Source organism: Lysinibacillus sp. BNK-21 (assembly GCF_048684915.1).
GTDB classification, from domain to species: domain Bacteria; phylum Bacillota; class Bacilli; order Bacillales_A; family Planococcaceae; genus Lysinibacillus; species Lysinibacillus capsici.
Genome location: NZ_JBLQTS010000001.1, coordinates 698,319 through 719,890, shown reverse-complemented (window position 1 = coordinate 719,890; position 21,572 = coordinate 698,319). Strand labels below are relative to the sequence as shown.

Below are 21,572 nucleotides of genomic sequence, written 5' to 3'. Positions count from 1 at the left end.
CTATAACTATGCTAACTAACAAACTCATTTGGGCTGATATAAATAGAGTCATTCCTAATCCCAAAAACCCTAGAAAGGACCCTAATTTCAAATCAAAAGAAATGAAACATATTCTTAAGACTAAAGGGTTTGAAGAAGCTATCGTTGCTTATAAATCTGGTCCTTTTTACTGCATACTCAGTGGTCACAGAAGATGGCAAGCGAGTCAGTCTCTTGGATTGAAAGAAATCCCTATTTATTTAGTTCCAGAACCTAAAAACACCTTGGAAGAATTAGAAAGATTGGGATCAATTCAAGGTAATCAAACTGATTGGAGTCCATATGAATGGATTACGCACACTATAAATTTATTTGAAAATGATTTAAATTCTAAAATCGAAAATATTGCAATTAAATTAAGTGAGTCTATTCCCACAATAAAAAAACGCATTGCTGTGGGTAAGTTTTACGAGAGAAACGAAATTGAAGTTCAGTTAAACAATAATACCTACTCTGTAAATATGTTAGATACCATTCGTCTATGGTGTATGAGAGTAAAAAAATTCCATCCCGACTTGTACCATGATTTAGGCGAAAAATATATTAAAGAGATAATGCTTAGAAAATTTGAAAACAAGTGTCTACACAGTGAAATTTTAAAGGGCAATTATATAGAAAAGGCTACCCAAAATGAGTTAATGACTTTTCTCTTTGACCCAAACAAGAAAATATCTACTTTTATACAAGAAGTAAATTTATTAAATAACACAACTAAAAATTATGATGTCAAAACAAATGTATCCATCATAAAAAAGGCAACAAAAAACATTACTGGTATTAAATACAACAGAAAAAATGAAGCATCAAAAATACTAGAAGAAATCAGGAACTTAGAGAATCAAGTTGAAACCTTATTAAAAAAATTAAATTCTAATTAATAACAGTTAGGAGTAATCAAATGACACGTTTACATTTAAAATATATCCCTATAGAACAAATAAAACCCAACCCTTTAAACCCCCGCAAAGACTATAAAATTGACTCTGAAAAATTACAACGTATTCTTGAAAATCGTGGATGGGAAACTGCTATCACTTGCTATCCGAAAGATGGAAAATATATTATTTTATCTGGTCATCGTAGACATTATGCAGCTAACCAAATTGGAATGAAGCAAATACCAGTATATGTTGTTTCTCCTCCTTACCTCTTTGAGCTGAAGAATTAGATAGACTTTCTTCAGCTCAAAGAGGTAAGGAGGATTGGACTACCTATGAATGGGGTAAATATATTTTTGACCTTTCTAATAATAGTACAGAAAATTGGACTATGAAAGAACTTGCATATAAAACGGACAAAGGAGTGAAAGTTGTACGAGAAGCTTTAAAAGTTTTTAATTATTATCCTCATATGGATATTGAAGAAAAACTTCAGAAAAAGAATCTTTCCATTACTATATTAGCTAGAATAGTAGATTTTATTGGGCAACTAAAACAACATCACCCTGATATTGTAGAGGAACTTTCTGAACAAATGATTCGTGATAGTCTAGTTAATAAAGCTGAACATAAAAGAATTACTTCCAATCATTTGAGATCAGACAAATTGTTAGAAAATGCTCCTAAATCCGTTCTAAAAACATTTTTTAGAACACCTAAAATGAATTATATGGAAGTATATTCTTTGATTGAAGAAGATGAAATACTCATCGATTCAAAAATTAAAAGAGAGATTAAAACATTACAAAAAAGAACTACCGAAATTTCTCAAATGGACACTAATAATACTGAAAACTCCATTAAATTGTTTAAAGAGCTAGAATCACTAGACATTTTTATTAAATTAAAAAAAGAAGAACTTGAAGAATACTTAAATAAATAACTATATTTGTACATATGCCAAATTTTTAAAGGCATATGTACTTTTAGTCAACCCTTTAATATATCCTACTTCCTTCGTAACAATTACTGGAGGCCCGAACTGATGAATGGGTAATTAGGTTCTTCTTACACTTAATTTGCTTGTTTGCTTGCAGCATATTCTCTTCTTATATATATTTCTTTATACTAGAGTAACACTTATTTAAGCCATCCCTATATCCTTTACTAACCTTAAATCTCAATCTTTGTAAACTCCATTCCCTTCACTTTCAGCTGATTAAATAAATTCGCTAATGCCGTCTCGCCGACATTGCGGTACTTGCCTAATAGGACTAGCTCTTTCGGAAAATCCTTAACATGTAAGAAACCTTGCTCTTGTAACGAGTTAAGCAAGCTTGTTTGCCCTGGAAAGTTGTCCTTCGTTAACGCAACATTTCCTAATGCTTCTGTTAAAATAACAAAATCTGATTTGTAAAATAACAAGACTTCCCCGCGATATTGCTCCATCAATATTTTGCGTTTTTGTTCTTCTTCAACGAATAATCGTAATTCTTCAAAGAAGCATTCATCATTGGCTTCTTTAAAACGCTTTACATGCTGGTGCATACCTTCTAATTGATATGGCAGTTCACTCATAATACGTGCTTGCTGTTCGCCATTCAAACGAATTAAAAACGTTGTAGATTTTGGGAAACGCTGTGGCAATAAAAATGCATCTCGTAAAAAATCAGGTATCTCAACAAATTGATCTTTATAGTAAATTCTACGACTAACCTTTAGCTCGGTTACAACATTTACTGGCATCGGCTCTTTTTGCACAAACGTCTGCATTAATGCTTCAATATGTTCAATTAAATACTCACTATCAGCCGAGCTTTTCTCAGGAACAGGCTCGATATACTCTGGCACCTCAATATCTGGTGAAGCATATGTTTCGATAAACCATGTCAAAATCAAATGCTGATACTCCCAACAAGTTAATGCTTCTCGAATTAACATTTTGCGCGTACCATCATGACTTGCTGTATTTCCTTGGCGACGAACGAAGTGAATCGCATTATCCGTTGTTGGGGTAACAATGCCTTCATTTTTTAACTTCATTTGTAATTCACCGAAATTGAATTCGCTATGCTCAAGCCCTTCCAATTGTGCAACTTGACGAACTAAGGTTTCCGCCATTGTTCGTGTTGTTTGCATCGCTGCTCTAGGTGAAACAAAAATGAGCTTTTCGATATCTTGCGTTAGCTCAGCTAAACTTGGATTAATTCCGAATAAAATCTCTTGTAATTTTTGCGACACTATTTCACACCTACCGACTTAATTTTTTCAATCAAATATGGAATTTTTTCTTTATACTTATCTTTGTTTGCTAAGCGTAAAGAGTACTCTAGCTTTTTCAAATGATACATTGCTTCTTTGGGTAACTCTTCTATAATTAGGCCTTGTTCATATAGTAGTAAACTCATTTCCACTTCAGACGAATATAATTTAATTTCTTCAAAAACACTTCCGGTCCATTTGTAGGCACGTACTATAAAATCATAGTCTCTGTAGTGACCTTGAATAATGTGACCGTCTTTTCCGATTAATTCTGCCTCAGGTGGTTCATTGTTTTTTGCACTTTTTTCTTCAAAAAAACGATACTGCATATCTGTTAAATATTCATACTTTAACGTAGCATTTGTATCCACATCTTTACTTTTCACAATCGCAAATATTACTTCTATATTAGAATTAATATCCTTTGCTACTCGAAGATCTCCAACACTCGGATCAGCCCATTCATCAAATATTTCATCATATGGATGGCTATGATAATAAGCAACAAAGTCACTTGTTGTCACAAGCTTTCTCGCTTCCTTCACAATATCATTCACTTGCTCATTTGCCTTTACACTTGAAGCTGTTTTATTCAGTACATTCGCAACTGGAAATGTATACTCACCAACTGCATTTCTATCTTGTTCACCAAATATTAAACCAAAGCATTCCTTTTGCTGACCGCGCTTTGGATAATGGCTGATACAGTCAAGTAGCATGGTTGTTAATGTATTGTTGATTAGTTCTAAGTGCATAAAAAATCCCCCCATATCTTTAAATGAAAGCGTACCAGAATAAAAATATGGTACGCTTACTAATTGTTATACTAGATTTAATAAGGCTTTTAACTCTTCAAACTCTTCCTCTGACAGCGTAACACCTTTTCCCATCCTCTTAAGTTTAGCAACATTCATGGATGTCGTGCTTCGGTATTCTTCAATTCCAACTAATGAAACTCTCCCCTATCTGCCAATTTTTCACTAAATGTTATAGGGGCGTTATTCTTCATCAACTAAAATAAACATCGCAAAATAATTCAAATGTTGCTGTGAAAAAACGATTGAATCTGCTTCTTCGTTAATTTCGCATGGGATATCATAGTAATCACCGTTATATAATTCTATTTCTTGCGTGGCTGTTTCTTATTAAAAAGGCCTTAGCTTCTTCAATAAAAGATGTTAAATCTAATTGTTGTCCATGCTTCATAAGTGCATGACAGTTCGGGCAAAGACCTAAAATGTTGAATAGTTGATTACGCCTCGCATGGCCTTCCTTGTATTATATTAAACTATATACTTCAATATAATATTGATTAGGTCCAATAATTAAACGGGTAGCACAAACTTGACAACGACCTCCAATATCGTAGTACCATTTTTTATATTGTCAAATACATCATTGCAGGTGATAACAAACCTATATAGAATTTAAAATATTGTGTAAACAGAAATTCCTATTATCAAATATATTCCAATAGGTAAAAAGATTAATGTCAATGCATGAGTATTATTGTGCCAATGGAGTCTTCCATATTGAAATTTTTTTAATATATAGAAGTAAATAAAGAAAACTAAGGAACCCAATCCAAAATATAAAAACTCAGGTGTTCCATATTCAGAATGTATATTTCCTAAATAATCTTTTGTTTTTTCACCCATTAACTCTTGCATGAGCATAAAAACTGTAAATAGTTGAGCAATACCTATAAATAAAAAGGCATAAAAATAAATTTTTTCTAAAAGGTTTTTGAAATTCGCAGGTGGGTTATTTAACTGACATTCAATAAAAAAAGTATAGTCCTTATCAAAACTATGATATTTTTGATTTTGAGTTAATAATTTTTCTAAATACTTTTCTGGAGCAATTAAACCTTTTTCTTTAATCCATTTTTCAGCACCTTGAATATTTTGGCCATATTTAGAACCATAGTAGTCATAATATTCATACCTTAATGTAATAACATCTTTACAAATGTATTTTGAATCAACAATAATTTTACTTTCTTTTAAATCAAACTTTGCATCACCATATGTATCAGTAATCGTATAGTAAAAGTGATTTCCATGTTCAATTATTTCTCGTTCAATATTGTCAATCCATGCTGCTTTTTTCTTTAAACGCCTTTTTTTACTCAAAATTTATATTTCCCCTTCCAAAATAATATTTAATAAATTTCATAAATACTATCTTTCAGTCGATTTAAATAATAGAGCATGTCTTCACCATATATATCTTCTAGTAAAGTAAATTTATTTAAAGGGAAAATATTCATATTCTTAACTAATGAGGTAGGAATGGTTTTTACATAGTTAAGCAGGTCGGTCGTGGAGTTGAATGTTTTGATGTGTATATAACCAATTCCATAAGTACGCATTAAATCAAAGTCAAAATGTTCCCCTTGACTAACACAGATTGGTTGGATATTAGGATTACAATTAAATAATACAGATAGTCCAATTTGATCTACGTCGTATAAATTACTTATATCAATTTTCCCAGTACCATTAATATAATTTCTTATCGTATCAAAGTTGATTACATATTTTTCTTTTTCATTTTGCGTTAATAAATATAATTCATTGTTTTTCATTGGATTATAACTTGAAACATGCTTTTCAACGTACTCGTATGGCGTAATAAATTCATCTAAAAAATAGCCACTTCCTAAAAAATATAGCTTTATATTTCTGCTTATATGAGATAAATGCCCTTCTTTTGCTTGACTCATAATTAATAACTCCCTTTCAATTACGATAAGATTTTTAAAAAGTACAATGATAGGCCCTTGGCTTGGGACACCACGACATACCCAGTTTTAATAGTTTGATTGACTCGGTTTTCCATCAGAATGTTTTATGATTTGTACGTATGTTTCACCTATATGAAGCACAGATTTCGCTGTTAATAATTGCTTCATCAAACTATTTAAACATACTGACCTAGGTCAGTATGCTTAAATAGTATATATCACAGATTATTCATTAATAATTTTAACGCTTTAAACTCTTCCTCCGACAACGTAACACCCTTCCCCATCTTCTCACGATTTGGCGCCCATTCACGGATGTCGTATTTCGGTGCATTGCTATTCCAACTAATACGGTTTAGTTCTTTCTTCCAACCCTTCGCTGATTCTGAAAGTACTCCGATATGTTCTACAACTTCGTATTTGATTTCTGCCATTGTTTTTTACACCCCCACTAATTGTTCCATCTTAATTTCTTCAATAATCTTTCCTTGTTGTAATATATACATATAAACTGAACCATTTAATTCTTTATAATCCTCTATAATAATTTGATCATCCAATGCTTTTAAAAATGGTGTTACTAAAATAAAGCGCGTATTTCCATCCGCTTCTTCACTTGTGAAATCAACCAGTCCGTATGCTTTCTTTTCACGAATATTTAATCGTCCATTGTCATATTCGTATTGCTTCACAACCTCTACATAATCAGCTGGTATAATCCGCGCAGCACTACTAATCGGTTGCACATGCAATTGCGTAAGCGATTTAATCGATTGTAGTTGGATACTTCGTTCACGTTCGATATCCTCTAAACGTTCTTTACTGCGCTCTTCTAAATCTTCAATTTGCGTGTATGTTTGATTAATTAATGCGCTATTTTTATTGTTCGGATTATCATCTAAATAGTTCGTTAAACGTTCCTGTAATACTTGCATTTGTTCATCAAATGAGCGACGTAAATACGTGCTTTTTCGATTTAAATAATCATCACGCTTCATCTGAACGGATTGTAGTACTTTTTTCGCTTGAATAATTGACTCTCGTTTAAACGACTTATCTTCGTTAGCTTCACTATTTACAAACTTTAATGGCTGTTGGAATAAGAAATACGGATCGATTTGAATAAATTCTCCTGTTTCTCTTTTAGCAAGTAACATCAATTCCTGCTCCAATTCACGACTATTCCCATCGACAACACTTATACGGCTTAATTCAATAATTAACGGCTCGCCTACAGTTGCTTTTACATTACAAACAGGTAATGCAACCTGCTGTAACTCCTGATTTGCTAATTCCATTGCGAGCTTCTTGACAGGGTGATCATTAGGCAGTAGTGTTACATCTTCCGTCTGTTTAGATGCACTTAATGAAAATCTTAACGATTCGTCTGTTCGGAATGAATATTTCTTTCTCTTTATTAATTCACGAATATTTTTAGGGAAACGATCAATTCGAACTGCTTTGCTATCATTTGAGAAATTCAATTTGATTCGAGAAGTTTCAAATTGCTTTACTGCAAATTCACCGTATACGCGAGGTGGCATACTATTGATTGAAATTTCTTGATAAGCTCTTCTCGCTCCAGGTAAATCGAAACTAGAATCATCTAAACGCTCTTGTTTCGCGAGTTCTAACAAGCGTTTATGCTCATCAGATAACGTTTTTTCCATAGTTGCCACAAGCTCATCTAAATTTTCACGCCCACTTATTGCACGTTCCATTAAATTCGCCAAATCTATATTATTTTCTTCGAGTACCTCACCGATAAAATCATATACTTGATCTTGCCCTAAGTCTTCACGCATTTGATCCATTTTCGTTAATAAACGAATAAGTACGTCACCTTCTCGTGTATTACTCGCAACTAGATTGAAAATAAATACTTCATTCTTCTGACCAATACGGTGAATACGCCCCATACGCTGCTCTAAACGGTTCGGATTCCACGGGATGTCATAGTTAATCATTTGATTACAGAACTGAAGGTTAATAGATTCCCCACCGGCATCTGTTGCCAGCATAATTTGCACATCATTACGGAATCTTTCAACCTGTTCACGACGCTGATCCATCGAAAAATTACCGACAATTTTTGTAATTTCAGGCACATGATTTAATAGCTTTCGTTCTAGGTAATATAAAGTGTCCTTAGATTCTGTAAAGATTAAAATTTTCTCACCTTTAGAAAGCAATCCATCCTCACCAAATAAAGTATTTTCTAATTCTGCATACTTGACCTCTACATCTTGATAAACTAGTCTTTCTGCTTTCTGAACTAAGTCATTTAAAATCTCAATTTCAACACGTAATTCCTCAATATCAATAACATCTGTTTCACCTTCGATTAGTGCCTCAACTTCCTCTTGCTCATCAATCGAAAGTTCGTCGTATTCAAAAGGTTCAACCATTTTTACTGTTGATAATTCCGATTCAAGTAATTCTTCTAATTTTTCTTTTCGTCGTTTTAACGATAAATAAATCGCGTCAATGGATGAACTTAAACGACGCTGCAAAATCATCATCGCAAATGCAACATTCGGTTTATTATTTTGCTTGGCACGATTAAAATGCTCTCGCGCATACGCAGTTACTTCTTCATAAAGCTCTTGTTCTTCATAGCTTAAGTCGAATGCAATCGTTTTCGTTGTACGCTTCGGGAATAACGGAGTGCCATCAAAGTTTTTCATCGTTTCTTTTAAACGACGAATAACAAATGGATTACTCTTTTCATAAATAGAATCTCCCTTATTTAATCGTGAAAAAATATCATGATCTACTAAGCTCATCAAATGACGGAAGTTTTCTTTATCGCCCTTATGGGGTGTAGCAGTTAACAATAAGCAATGCTCAGTATGGCGAAGTAAACCTTCTCCTAGCTGATAAATCTTCGTACGACTAATTTTCCGCTTCTTTACACCATGCGTATAGGCAGCCATTTTATGTGCCTCATCCACAATGACTAAATCAAAATTAGCCTTCATTATGTAAGTTTTAATTTCTTCTCTTGCAGCCCAATAAAGTGATGAAATGATTTTGTCATGTGATTCAAAAGGGTTCACTTCGCTCGAACTATTCAACAAGCTACGGTTAACAATTGTAAACTCTTCCCCGAACTTATCCTTTAATTCCTCCTGCCATTGCTTTAATACTAATGGAGGTACTAAAATCAAAACTCGCTCTGCAGCTTGTCTTGCCATTAATTCGCGAATTAACATACCCGACATAATCGTTTTCCCTGCCCCTGGATCATCGGCAAGTAAATAGCGTACTTGCGGTGACTGTAGCATTCTACTGTAAACAGCTTCAATTTGGTGCGGAAGCGGAATGACCTTTCTATTGCCACGTGCGCGGGATTGGGAATATTTTTCTTCCGTTTTTAAAATGTAATACTGTAAATAATGTTGTAAACGCTCAGCATTGAATGTATTTTCTTCTTCCTGAATATTTTCCAATTGGCTAAGCTGCACTTTATCTAAATACTGTTCATAATACTTATTCGTTTTACGTCCAATCGATTCTACTAAATATAAATCTTCATCGATTTCTTCAAAGTGCTTTATTTCTACTATTTCTGGCCAGAATGAGCCTTTGATTATTTCTCCGATTTTTAGCAAATATATCCCTCACAATCTTTACATCTTTTTCTATTAAAAATTATACAGCTAATTACCCAATTAAAGAAGAACTCACGAAATACCATTATAAAATATGTAAAATATATTACGAAAGCTAATACTATTCCATAGGTATTAATTTCGAAATTAGGAGACCAAGATTAATTTCATAAAACAAAATAACAGCACTTCCTTCTAAATCAAAGGACGTACTGCTACTTGTTTTCATTATTTAATTACAAAAGTCCAAACCTTTTAAATCAATAAATCATAAATTTTATATATCAAGAGTGCCTTTCCAACCATTTATAAAGAGACTTTGAGTATCCACTTTAGTTAAAATTCGAATTAACTCTTCACGGTAGTATTTAAACACAGCATCTCGATAGTTCCCTTCCGGCCACTCCCCTTTTCCATATTGTTCAGTTGCTTTTTCCCAGAAGATTGGTTGAAACTCTCTAATAACCGCTTCTTTAACTAATTCGGTAATTTCTAACCGTATAGAGGAGAAACGATTAATAAAATCATCTAAAAATAATTCATATTCAAATCTCTCTAATTCCGATAAATTACGTAAACTTAAAATACTAGATAATTTGGTTTCAACTTCTTTTTTTGATCCCTCAAACAAACTATTAAAAGCGTCTTCTGTCGCTAAAGCTAAATAATGGTAATAATTATAAGCTGAATAGTGACCTCTATATCTGTTAACCGCATCTAATCTTGCAGGATGAACATTCCGTAATTTATCTGAGATAAATGTACCTAATACCGTAGCTAGCACGTTTGAATTATCAGGCTTACTTTCGATTTCCTCTTTCAAACTAAGAAGTTTTTCATTGGCATATTCGCTGTTTTCAAAATCATATTTCAACTTTTGGAATTTCTCATAGGCTTGCTCGCATTCTAATATATGCGCATCACGTTCTTTCAAGAGGTTGTTATTAATTTGTGAAATAATTTCTGCGTTTATCGGTTCATTTTTCTTTGAATTATAAAAAAGAATGTGATCTTCTGAAAACGGAATTCCAAGATGCTTAAATTTACTAATTATATTATCTTTACGATAGTTAATACCTTCAGATGCTGTTTCTGCTATTCCATCATCAGTCATTACTTCACTTGCTTCTTCGTTATAAACATTAATTAATAAATAAAATTTATTTGCATGATGTTTATCACGAATACGCGATTTTAGTAAATTCGATATATCAGAACTAGGGGCTGGTTTGAAACCATCAACAACTACATAGATAGATTCATTTTCTCTCTTATCTAAATACTCCAAGATATCTTCCCGTCTAAAACGATCTGTGTTTTTTCCATCGGAGTCAATACCTCTAGTATCAATAATACTGTTCACAAAAGAGTAAGAATCGAAATCTATAACATCGGGGGTTGCATGAATGATAATTTTCTTAGGGAAAGGAATTGTTGATACTTTTCCTAAATTAATTAACTCAAAAATTTTCACAGAACTTTCAAAATATGATTTTTCATCATTATAAGCTACATCAACAATTAATTCTTTACGATTCTCAAGATTTAATTCCGCTTTAAAGAATTGTAAAAAATCTTCATGACTTGTAAATTCACCATACTTTTCTTCTAAGGCTACTTTTTTATAACCCGCCATATTTCTCAAAAAACGCTCTATCTCATTTGGTACATAGAGTGCTTTAGTTAATTCCTCTGTTTGAAAACTAGCACAATAGTCTTCAATATATTGGTGAACCAACTGTTCATCTTCTGGTATTATTTCAAAATATGATTTATTATTTTGACTTCGCTGTATTACTACTTCACATACAGTTGTCCCGCCAGCAGCTGTTGAAAGGAGACCTTTTTCATTTTGAATTAATTCGAATAACCTTAAAATTGACGTTGTTTTACCAATACCTTTTTCACCTATAAATACAAGATTAAATTTCAAAAAGTCTAGAATCATTTTTTTACGGATTAATAAATCATAAATCTTTTGAAAATTTTTCGCCTTTGCTTCCGGCAAATTTTCTGCATTTGTTAATTCATATTGAACTTCTAAAATTATCTCATCAATTGTCTTAGAACTATATGTTTGCCCCATTCTCCCAACCCCTTTTTAATAAAATTTATACGAATATACCTCCATTTTAAAACATTGAATCAAATTCCACAATTAGAATATAATTACATAAAAAATGAACTAAACTAAATATGTAAACAAATCCTCGGCTATCAAGCTCGTAACAGTCATTTTACTCCAGATTAATAAATTCATTTGTTAATTGCTCTGCTAATATAACAATAAAAGTGGTCACTCATTGAATCAGAGAACCACTTTCATTATTAATACAACGCATTATACATATGAATTGTAAATTCCGCTTCACTATAAGGCGTTACTTTGTTTCCTTCTACTGTCGCCATTTTCAGTGTGCATTTTTGACCTGCTTTATAATATTGCTCGGTTAAATCAAATACCAGTTTCGCAGTACGTTCGTGATTTTGTCCCTGCATATTAAACGTATAATCGACCTCATTTGAAATACGTTCCCCGTCTAAATAAAATGCAAATCGAACGGTATGCGCCATAAATTCTGTCGAAATACTTTGTTCTTGATACAGCGGCACTTCAACACGGAAGTTTTTAATAACACGTGATGGCATTGCTACACTAATTTCAACAGGTGTCGCTTGTGACGTACGGCGATAATCAATTAACGGTGTAATGGTCTCTTGTGGTGTTGCACCACCATGTACAAATTGTAAACCGCCACCACCTACGAAACGGTTACTCCCTTTTGCAATAGCTTTCTCCGCATCTTGTAGCGTCGTAAAGGTTTCTGGTACGGCAATCGCCCCAGCACCAATAACTAAGTTTTTACCAACAACAAAACGACGATTACCATCAAATTTCTCGCCTTCAACACTCGCTACTTTCTCGGCATTTTCAACTTTTGAATTTTGATATAAGAACCCGTGATCTGCCGTAATAAATATACGTTTCGCCTGCCATCTTGAAAGCAGGTCTACAAGCTTCGCTAAATCATCCATCGCTCGTTCAACTGCTGCATACGTTTCACGCTCTGATTTAACTGAATCGCCCGCAGCGTCAATCACGTCATGATACACATACACTAAACGTTTACCCTTTAACTGCTCATCTGCTGTAGCACGTGACCAAGACGAAATTTCATCAAATCGGAATGCAATCGCTTCTGGCTCAGATTTTTGTAAAATCTTAATGCGATTCGTTAAACCATTTGTCGGCTCACCATCTGCTAATATTGTTCCGTTCGGTGCAATCGTCAACTTTTTATACGGTAATAGCGATGCCATACCAAGCTGTGTATAGGTTGGCATATTCGCAACGAGTGGACTAATCGTAGCACTACCATTTGCACGTGCATCTAATCGCTCACGTAGCTCTGCCCCTGCTTCAAAACGTAATGCATCTGAAATAATGACGAATACACGCGTTGATTCCTTTTGCATAATCGGTTCAATATTTTCCTTATAGAAAGTAGCCTGTTTTGGGAGCTTCCCTAATTCCTCTTGTTCTAAAGTAAAGTTCGTTTCTTCCGCTACTTTTGATAAATACTTATTTTCATACCAGTTCGTTAACTTTTCAGCTAAATCATCTAATACTTCTCTATTTTCAAGCTGAATATAACCTACTATAAAACGGCGATATGCTTGATCAATTAAATATAGATTACTAGCATACTGAACATATAACGAAATACGCGTATCATATTGCTTTAACAGAGTTTTATGAATCGTTAATTCTACCGCATGTACTAAGACTGTTAAAAGTCCACGAATACGCGCGTTACGATTTGCCCAATGCATTTTTAAACGATTTTGTAAAATTTCCTTCCATTCCTCTAGATTCGCAGTTTGATGAAGTAGCTCTGTCGTCAGCTTTTCAATTAATAAAACATCTATAATCTGGAACGTTGAAATATTTGCATAATGCTCTACCGGACGATCACTCAACAATTCAACAATAGAAAACGCCCCTTCAATTTCTTGCATATATTGCTCTAACACTTCACGGTCCTTCGTTTGTAACCAATCATCTACAAATAATGCGCTAGCATTAGCACGTGTTGTTTCATACTTTTTATGCAACGTAGCATCCTCGAACTGCGCATAACGTTGGAAATGTGCATACAAAATATGCTCCATTAAATGTTGTAATGTATATGACTCAATATGAACACCGAAATACTGCCCTAATAAAACAAAGAGTTGCTCTTTACTAAAACGCTTCGCAATCGATTTATATAATTCATTCGAATCTTCTTGTAAGCCAGCCATCAATAGATTTTGCGCAATTTTGTCCATATCCGCAACTGGCGCCCCAGTTAATACAGCTAACATCGCATATTCAAATTCTCGCTCACTAGCTTGTGGCTTCAACACCTTTTTAAGCTTTTCTTTACGCTCTGCACTTTTGAAAAACTCTGGGTACTTTTGCATCATTTCACGCAGTAGTGCGTCACTCACTTGTAACTGTTCTGCAAATAAAGCCGTTGTATCAGCTTTAAATTCCGTGCCGTACAGTTCCATATCAAGTAAATAATTTTTTTCCTTTTCAGGCTTTGCAAATTTCGCATATAGTAAAAATGATTCGTCTTTTTTCTTTGTTTCAATTTCAATTTTTAATGAGAAGAAATTATTACGTGTCAAAGCTCGTATATGAATCGGCTGATCTGCTAGCTCTTCCTTTAACGATTTCACAGTATGCTCCCCCTGCTCGTCATACCAAAAAACAACCGTACGGGGCTTGTTCTTTTTATGTAATTCATCTTCTATGCGTTCTTTTAATAATTGTAATACGTTCAATGTGAAGCTCCTTTCTAAAATTATTTATAGCGCAACACTTTTTTAAAAAGCGTGTATATTATTCAGAATACTAATTTGATCATCATCTACCCTCGTTGCATTAGTAAGGGCTAAGGTGTTTTATTTTATATAGTAAAACATCCGTCACACTATAAAAATAGTATAACGAATGTTTCACGCTCAGTGACTATTTAATCTTTGCTAAGACACCTTTACCACCACGATAAAACTTCTCGTAATTCACCTTCACACCATCATCTAAATCAATTTCGATTTCCTCTGCTGCAATGGCAGCTAATCGCTTATCAAACTCACGTAGTTCATCGATTTTCTTTTCAAACGACACTTTCTCAGCATTTAACTTCTTCTTATCCATCGCACTTAAATTCGGATTCACTAAACGATTTTCTAAGTCAGCAATTTCTTGCTGGTACTTAGCTTGGATTTCCTGTAAATGCTCGAAACGAATTGTTGCCATAGTGTCTGGTTGGTAGCGATGCATGTAAATAAATGTGCGTAAGCCCTTCTGTTTACCTGAGTCTACTAGCCAATAAATTGGACGTTTTTGATACATTTTGCAATGATCCGTAAAAAACTCTTCTAAAAAATATCGACGAATTCTAATTTCAGGATCTTCACCTTTTTTTATTCCTAAAGATTCAGCTAACCAATTAATGTTTTCATTAACTGTTTCTTTTCCAAACATTATTTCTAAAAATTCTTCTAGTTTTAAATATACATCATTATTATAATTAACATTTTCAGTAATACTCAGAAGATTTATACTAAAATCTTTACCTATATCATATCTACCTAACAACACCCCAACATAATATGATAAAAATTGTATAGCAGCATCTTTTTCACTTAAATTCTCAAGTGTTAATATTTGTTCAGCATTATTACCTTCGAAATATTCCTGTAAATCATATAGATGAATAAAATGATCAAATATAAGCTTTTCATAACTTTTCATGTCCTTAAACTTACATTCAAAATCCTCTTTATAACGCTTATAGCCATCTTCAATTAAATTGTTCTTTGAATACTTTAATAAAACTGGTGCGTTATATTCAATAGAGACTTCTTTTTCATCCCAATTTTCTTTTGCAAGTATTATGCACTTCATAATATAATCTATAACGGCTTCTTTCGAGTTTGTTGGTTGTTTATAAGGTATTTTTCCAACATACCCAGATTCATATCCCATTGAAGGGGATAATATATTTAAAAATGTCATACCTACAGGTGAATTTAATAATCCTAATAGATAAATTAATTGTTCATGACTTTCAGAAAATACTGCATTCCCGCTATTCGAGAAAATATAACCAGGAGGGGAATATCTAAATCCCGTTCTACCAGTACTTATTACACTCCAAGTAATATTTTCTTTAAAATAATACTTTTCATTTCTGATATTAGAGTTTGCAAACCCCTTTAATTCCGCCCCATTATTCTCCCAATTAATTACTTCTAAATTATTTCCATACCATTTCTTATATGGACCGCCTTTATTTAAAAAATACCATTTTTTAGATTCTGTTTTTTCATCATTTATATTATATGCAATTTTATTTTTTGAAACTTCATACCAATATCTTAAGAATCTGTTATTATCTGCAGTATCTAATCCTTTTTTAGATTCTGCAATATCACTCAATTTAGGACCTTTTAAAAGTTCTAACATATTTACCGGAATCCAATATAACAAAACTTTCCCAGGAATATCCAAAGAATCTTTACAATTATAAATATAGCCATCATTTAATAAGTAAGCTTTTCTTTTTTCTTCACTTGAAGAAAAATCAATAAGTCTATGATACATCCCATTCGATTGTCCTTCATTTTTTTCAAGGACAAATGCTGTAGTTTGAACTACCTCTCCACCAATATCTTCAAATGCTCTTGTTCCCAAATGAGCCATATTAGTTATATTATACTTTGAAATTAAATTTTCTCTAAACACCTCAAATGTTGTTAAGAACATCCAAGAGTGTTGTGTTACAAAACTAATTAATCCTGTATTTTTAGTTAATTCAAATGCTTTTTCTATTAATACCGAATATAAATCTAATTTCGAATTTGGATAATACTTATTAACATAGTTTTTTAATTGTATATTCATTCCTTTTGAAGCTAGGTATGGTGGATTTGTAATCACTACGTCATATTTATTAATAAGAATTTTTAATGCTTCTAAGTTACTTGCAATATCCTCAACGAATTCTGCTATTTCAAAATCCTCTAATGTATATTGTCTATTTTTATATCTTTCGGTTAATGCTTCAAGTTTAAAATATTCATTTTCATCTAGCTTAATAGCTGAACCGATATTTGATAAATCTTTTAATCCAAACAGTAAATTTTGCTCAATATTTTCATTTTTTAATATTTCCATAATGTTCGAATTAATTTTAATATCATTCAAATGAAAAATATTTATATTGATATCTTTTATACGTCTATTATATTGAAATGCTTTCATCATTAATGCAAAAGATGATAATTGAACAGCTCTTGAATCAATATCAAGACCATATAAATTATTTTCAATAATTAGTTTAGGAATTTCTCTAACTGGATATCCTTCAATTTTATAAAATTTATAAAGTAAATCGAAAGCATATGTAAGCATATGCCCTGACCCTACACATGGATCTAAAATTGAAATCTTAGTGATATCAACTTTCTTTTCTCTAATAATGTTTTTATTATAATCACTATTTTTATTATTAGAAAAATATTCCAATTCAGCTTTTAAATCTTGATTATAGTAGTTTTTTAATAAAGTCGAACCTAGAGAGTTCTCTACCATATATTGAACTATCCATTTAGGAGTAAATAATTGGGTAGCAGCTGGAATACTGTATTTTTCTATTTTTTTATTTGATTTCAATTTACTAAATACTTGATCTTTTAGTTCAATATTGTAATATTGATACAACCAACCAATCACTTCAATTTCTGCAAAGCTCTCAGTTAATTCTACATTTTGTACAAGGATTTTAATCACTGATTCTGCATCTAATAAGAAGTCCGGTAATAGTAACTCCGTAAAATCCTGAATTGGTTCAAACATAAACGGCAAAATACGATTTAACGCATTACATTGCGCCACAAATAAAACGCGGTATGCCTCCTCTGTATTACCAGCGTTAACTAGCTCACGTATTTCTTCAACCTTAATATTTAAATCCATCGTGTCATATTCAAATAAAATATCTGGATCCACTCGCCCGACACTACTTGATAACACATTCACTCGCTCTGGTAAGTATTCATGTACTTCCATATAGCGAATGGCGATGATTCGGTTAAACCATGTGTACGCTATCTCTTCAAGCAATTGCTTATAGCCTTTTTGTTCTAACTGCTTTTTTAAAGCCGTAAATGCATTTTTCATCGATAACGGATACGTTTGTCCATTAATTAATAATTGTCCAAACTGCTCTTCAATATGTAAATCGTTCTTTTCATCGATTCCGTATAAAAGAGCTTTTGTTTGGACTTGCTCAATTAATTTACGACGTGACCAAGTTGCAAAGTTTTTCAATGCGGTTTTATTCATAATTTTGCTCACCTCTTATAAGTAAAAGAAGGGGAAATCCCCTCCCTTTTATAATTCAAATTTTAACGTGTTGTCTTTTAACTCTTTTAATAGCTGCTGTTTAAGATCTGCTAATAGATCATCTAATTCTGATTGTGTTTGAATTTCCGTTTTTACTAACATGCCGCGTAGCGTTTGCGATGAAATGACTTTCATACCTTTTTCCCGTACAATTGGCGGTGGTGTAGCGCCTACTGGCGTCTCCACTACACGAAGCAATTCGTCTTCTTTTTGTTTTGCAGCTTGTTGAATTTGTATTGTCACATCTCGAAGCTCACTTAATTTCATTTGAATCATAATTAAACTATCAGCTGCTAGGAGTTGTTGCTGTGTATTCGTAAATCGAGGCATTCTTTCAGTAATTAAGCTACTTACCACTTCGTTATTTGAATAGTATTCTTGAAGCTCACTTAATTTTTGCTCCAGCTGTGTAATTTGTGTACCAACTGCTTTCTTATGTTCAATAACTTCTTGCGCAATTGCTTGCTGTAACTTTTCAATGATTGATGGAATTAACGGGATATCACGATACGGCTCTGATTTCACTAAAATGTCCGTTAGCTGTTTCTTTAACATTTTCACTTCATCAGATTGTGTATGTGTTAAATCATTTTGAATAGCTTTTAAATATTGTACAGCTTCGTCAAACCGTTTAATTGGTGCATTTAAATAAAATCCTGCTAAACCTTCTAGCTGCTCTTGTGCATCAATTAATTCATCCTCAGCATCGATGAAAGCCTTCACTAACTGTTCCGGATCTCGAATTTGTATTAAGCGCTTTATGTCATTTGATATTGCGACCACTTTTGTATATTCAGGATACGGATATTGAGAGGAATTACCTTGTTGATAACGATCCGTAATATTTTGAAGTGGTTCGTTAAAATGTTTATCCATTGCCACAGTTAAAGCGTCTGCAAACTCTTGATAAGAATCGCCACCATCTAATCGACCAAATAAATCTTTATATAATACCATGAAGTCTCGACGTACTTTCGGATCGACTTCAATTTCAGGTACTACACGGATTTTATCGCGATCTGTTGTACGATTTAATTTTGTATAAAAGTCCGTTGCGCTAGTTGGGCTAAATAGCTCATCTGTAATCGTAAATTTCAATTTACTATCATGCATTAACGCTAACAAAATTCCGATTGTATCAATTTCTGTCCAACCATATGGCATTTGGCTATATTTATCTATTACCTCTTTTAATGATGGCTTTTGATGTAAACGAATCAGCTCTTCTAAATAACGAAGCACTTCATTATAAGCTCGAATATTCCCTGTTGTATTTAGCAAATCTTGCTGAATTCCTTGTTCATATATACGTTTCCATTCAACCGTAACATTTTTCATAGGTATTGGCTCATCGATATATTCTAAATACTTAAATGTGTTCTGTACGAGCATTTCAAATGCATCATTTACTTGCTTTTCAAAGCTTCCCCGGAATATACGCTCTTGCATTTGAATATAAAACGTTGCTGATTCACACGCTTTTGCTAATAGTTCTTTTGCTTTTTTATCATAATCATCGACACTCGCTAATTTTGTATCGTAAATACGGTGTTGTGCTTGTGTTGTACTTGGGTTACGCTTTGCAGATACGTAACGTTGAATTTGCTCCGATAAACGAATTGCTTCTTCCGCCTCCGCAACTAGCTCTTCGTTTAAATACACAACCATTTGTCCTTCAACGGATTGTAAAGTCGCTTCTGCTGACGATATGGAGCCTGTAATGACTTGCATCGTTAACGGGTATTTCATATTTGATTTCGAATAGTTATCAAAGCGCTTATTATATTCAAAGATAAAGCCATTGCTATTCTTAAATTTCGGCTTATCGTAAATTTCAGAGAAAAATGTCTCTGCTAAGTTTGCCTTAATTGTACTTACATTAATTTCAACATTACGAATCTCGCTATTAATTTCTTGTTCTTCATCTGATAGAAATGAATACGTACCGTCCGCATGTTTTTCGATGAACATCGTTTGTTCTAAACGATTTAACGATTCTTTAATCGATGTTTCGTTTTGCTCAGCATCGATGTGTGTTAGCAATAGCGCTGCAATATTATTTGGTGTTGCTTGGATGTGGTCAACGCCTTTGATTAAATAAAGGACCTTTAAAATATCAACATCTGCAGCATATAATCCTTCTTTATTAATGGCTCGACTTTCTGCTTTCGTAATCGTTTGTACAATCGTTGACTCTAAGTGCTGTCGAATCGTTGGATAAAACTCGGCCATTGTTACTAATGTGCCAACTTCGTCCCCATTATGCTTCATTGCAGCATCTTGGAATGATTTTAGTAGTGAACGCTCCCCACGTGACGCGTAAGAACTTCCTTCACCATGAATACCGATTTTTTCAAGCACTGCCTGTAAAAGTTCCACTTGATAAGGTACAAACGGATAAATCGCAACAAATTCTTCAGTAGTGCGGTAAGCTGAACGGTATTGTGTTTTTTCTCTATCAAAAGATAGACGGTTACGAATTAATTGTTCATTTGGCTCATAAATCGTTTCAAGTGTCTTCTTGGCTGTTTCATTTTTTTCTAATAAGCGGCGCTTTAATACTTCATCTGTATTTGAACTCGATAGATTAATACGTGTTTTGAAGCGGCCTTGGATTTTCGAGAAGCTCGTTGTATCGACTACATTTGCCACTGATTTAATGCTTTCTTGTGACGTAATTGCAATCCAAGCTTGTCCGTTTGTTGCAGCACCGATTTCTTCCACTGCGTTTTGTAAGTCCAACATTAAATTGTTGTCCATACCGATGTATTGACCTACTTCATCAATTAGGAATACTAAACGGTAATCTGAACCTTTTGACACGCAATATTCAGCGATTAGTTTCCCTAACTCTTTCGCTGAAATACTAAATTCCTTTTGCGCATTGCGCACCATAAAATCAGCCGATGCTTCGTCATAGCCAATCTCAGTTAATGCCGCAATCATTTTCCCGAAACGCATACGGAATTTTAAACGATAGTCTTGCCACGGATCGCCGTAAAGTTCTTCAATTTTATTCGTGAAAGCAAGGTACTTTCCTTCACGCTCTAATTGTCGCTCAAAATCCGCCACCCAAAGTGTTGTTGAATAGCCCACATGTTCATTGAAAATACGTAAAATGATTTCAATAATACTTTCCTTACTACCGCGAGTCGCATTTGTGCTTGCTTCAGAACCAACATTGAATAATAGTGCATCAGACTCTTTAGCGCCTATTCGACGCATCGCTGCTAATAATATTTCATCAGTAATTTTGTCATCAAAATATTGAAATGGCGCACGACCTTTAATTTCTTTATTATCTAATAGATAAGAAAGAATTTTTAAAAAATGAGATTTACCTGAACCAAAGAAACCCGATATCCAAACACCCACGTCTTTTGTAGGTACTTTATAAACGTCTTCATAGTTTTTATAAAAATCTTTTAAGCTATTTAAAATCTCATCTGTGACAACGTATTCCTTTAACTCTGTGTGAATTGTTTCTTCGTCTGTTTGTCCGGCTTGTACAACACCATTAATAGGACGATTAATATCTTCTTTAAAAATATCTTTAATGATCATTT

The 21,572-nt window shown here is 33.2% G+C and carries 13 protein-coding genes; 3 read left to right on the top strand and 10 right to left on the bottom strand.

Annotation, left to right across the window (positions count from 1 at the left end; all coding sequences use genetic code 11):
* Positions 1-8: 8 nt before the first annotated feature.
* The 3 genes from ACMGGO_RS03585 to ACMGGO_RS03575 all read left to right on the top strand — a co-directional run bounded on the left by ACMGGO_RS03585 (position 9) and on the right by ACMGGO_RS03575 (position 1,860).
* The gene (locus ACMGGO_RS03585; RefSeq protein ID WP_393950333.1) at positions 9-917 is read left to right on the top strand and encodes a ParB/RepB/Spo0J family partition protein; all 909 of its coding nucleotides are present in this window, start codon (positions 9-11) and stop codon (positions 915-917) included.
* 20 nt (positions 918-937) lie between these two features.
* On the top strand, positions 938-1,207 hold the full coding sequence (locus ACMGGO_RS03580; RefSeq protein WP_420281601.1) for a ParB/RepB/Spo0J family partition protein: 270 nt from the start codon (positions 938-940) through the stop codon (positions 1,205-1,207).
* A 101-nt stretch (positions 1,208-1,308) separates the two neighbouring features.
* Positions 1,309-1,860 (top strand): hypothetical protein, encoded by a 552-nt coding sequence (locus ACMGGO_RS03575; protein WP_420281600.1) that lies wholly within the window; start codon positions 1,309-1,311, stop codon positions 1,858-1,860.
* Positions 1,861-2,090: 230 nt separating this feature from the next.
* On the opposite strand, the gene ACMGGO_RS03570 is transcribed toward ACMGGO_RS03575, so the two are convergent.
* From ACMGGO_RS03570 to brxC, 10 genes are all read right to left on the bottom strand, one after another.
* On the bottom strand, positions 2,091-3,158 hold the full coding sequence (locus ACMGGO_RS03570; protein WP_420281599.1) for a DUF4145 domain-containing protein: 1,068 nt from the start codon (positions 3,156-3,158) through the stop codon (positions 2,091-2,093).
* Positions 3,158-3,934, bottom strand: coding sequence for a hypothetical protein (locus ACMGGO_RS03565; RefSeq protein WP_393950339.1), 777 nt, complete (start codon positions 3,932-3,934; stop codon positions 3,158-3,160). Before ACMGGO_RS03565 ends, ACMGGO_RS03570 begins: the two co-directional genes overlap by 1 nt.
* Before the next feature lie 672 nt (positions 3,935-4,606).
* Entirely contained in the window at positions 4,607-5,314 is a 708-nt protein-coding gene (locus ACMGGO_RS03560) for a hypothetical protein (protein ID WP_393950341.1), read from the bottom strand.
* A gap of 29 nt (positions 5,315-5,343) precedes the next feature.
* Positions 5,344-5,907: a hypothetical protein gene (locus ACMGGO_RS03555; RefSeq protein WP_420281598.1), complete on the bottom strand. Its 564-nt coding sequence runs from the start codon at positions 5,905-5,907 to the stop codon at positions 5,344-5,346.
* Positions 5,908-6,146: 239 nt separating this feature from the next.
* Positions 6,147-6,362, bottom strand: coding sequence for a YdbC family protein (locus tag ACMGGO_RS03550; protein WP_393950344.1), 216 nt, complete (start codon positions 6,360-6,362; stop codon positions 6,147-6,149).
* A gap of 6 nt (positions 6,363-6,368) precedes the next feature.
* Positions 6,369-9,542, bottom strand: a complete 3,174-nt coding sequence (locus ACMGGO_RS03545) for a helicase-related protein (protein ID WP_420281597.1) — start codon at positions 9,540-9,542, stop codon at positions 6,369-6,371.
* 277 nt (positions 9,543-9,819) lie between these two features.
* Positions 9,820-11,628, bottom strand: coding sequence for a hypothetical protein (locus ACMGGO_RS03540; protein WP_420281596.1), 1,809 nt, complete (start codon positions 11,626-11,628; stop codon positions 9,820-9,822).
* A gap of 242 nt (positions 11,629-11,870) precedes the next feature.
* Positions 11,871-14,375 (bottom strand): BREX-1 system phosphatase PglZ type A, encoded by a 2,505-nt coding sequence (pglZ, locus tag ACMGGO_RS03535; protein ID WP_420281595.1) that lies wholly within the window; start codon positions 14,373-14,375, stop codon positions 11,871-11,873.
* A gap of 187 nt (positions 14,376-14,562) precedes the next feature.
* On the bottom strand, positions 14,563-17,946 hold the full coding sequence (pglX, locus tag ACMGGO_RS03530) for a BREX-1 system adenine-specific DNA-methyltransferase PglX (protein WP_420281594.1): 3,384 nt from the start codon (positions 17,944-17,946) through the stop codon (positions 14,563-14,565).
* 48 nt (positions 17,947-17,994) lie between these two features.
* Positions 17,995-21,570 (bottom strand): BREX system P-loop protein BrxC, encoded by a 3,576-nt coding sequence (gene brxC / locus ACMGGO_RS03525; RefSeq protein WP_420281593.1) that lies wholly within the window; start codon positions 21,568-21,570, stop codon positions 17,995-17,997.
* Positions 21,571-21,572: the final 2 nt, after the last annotated feature.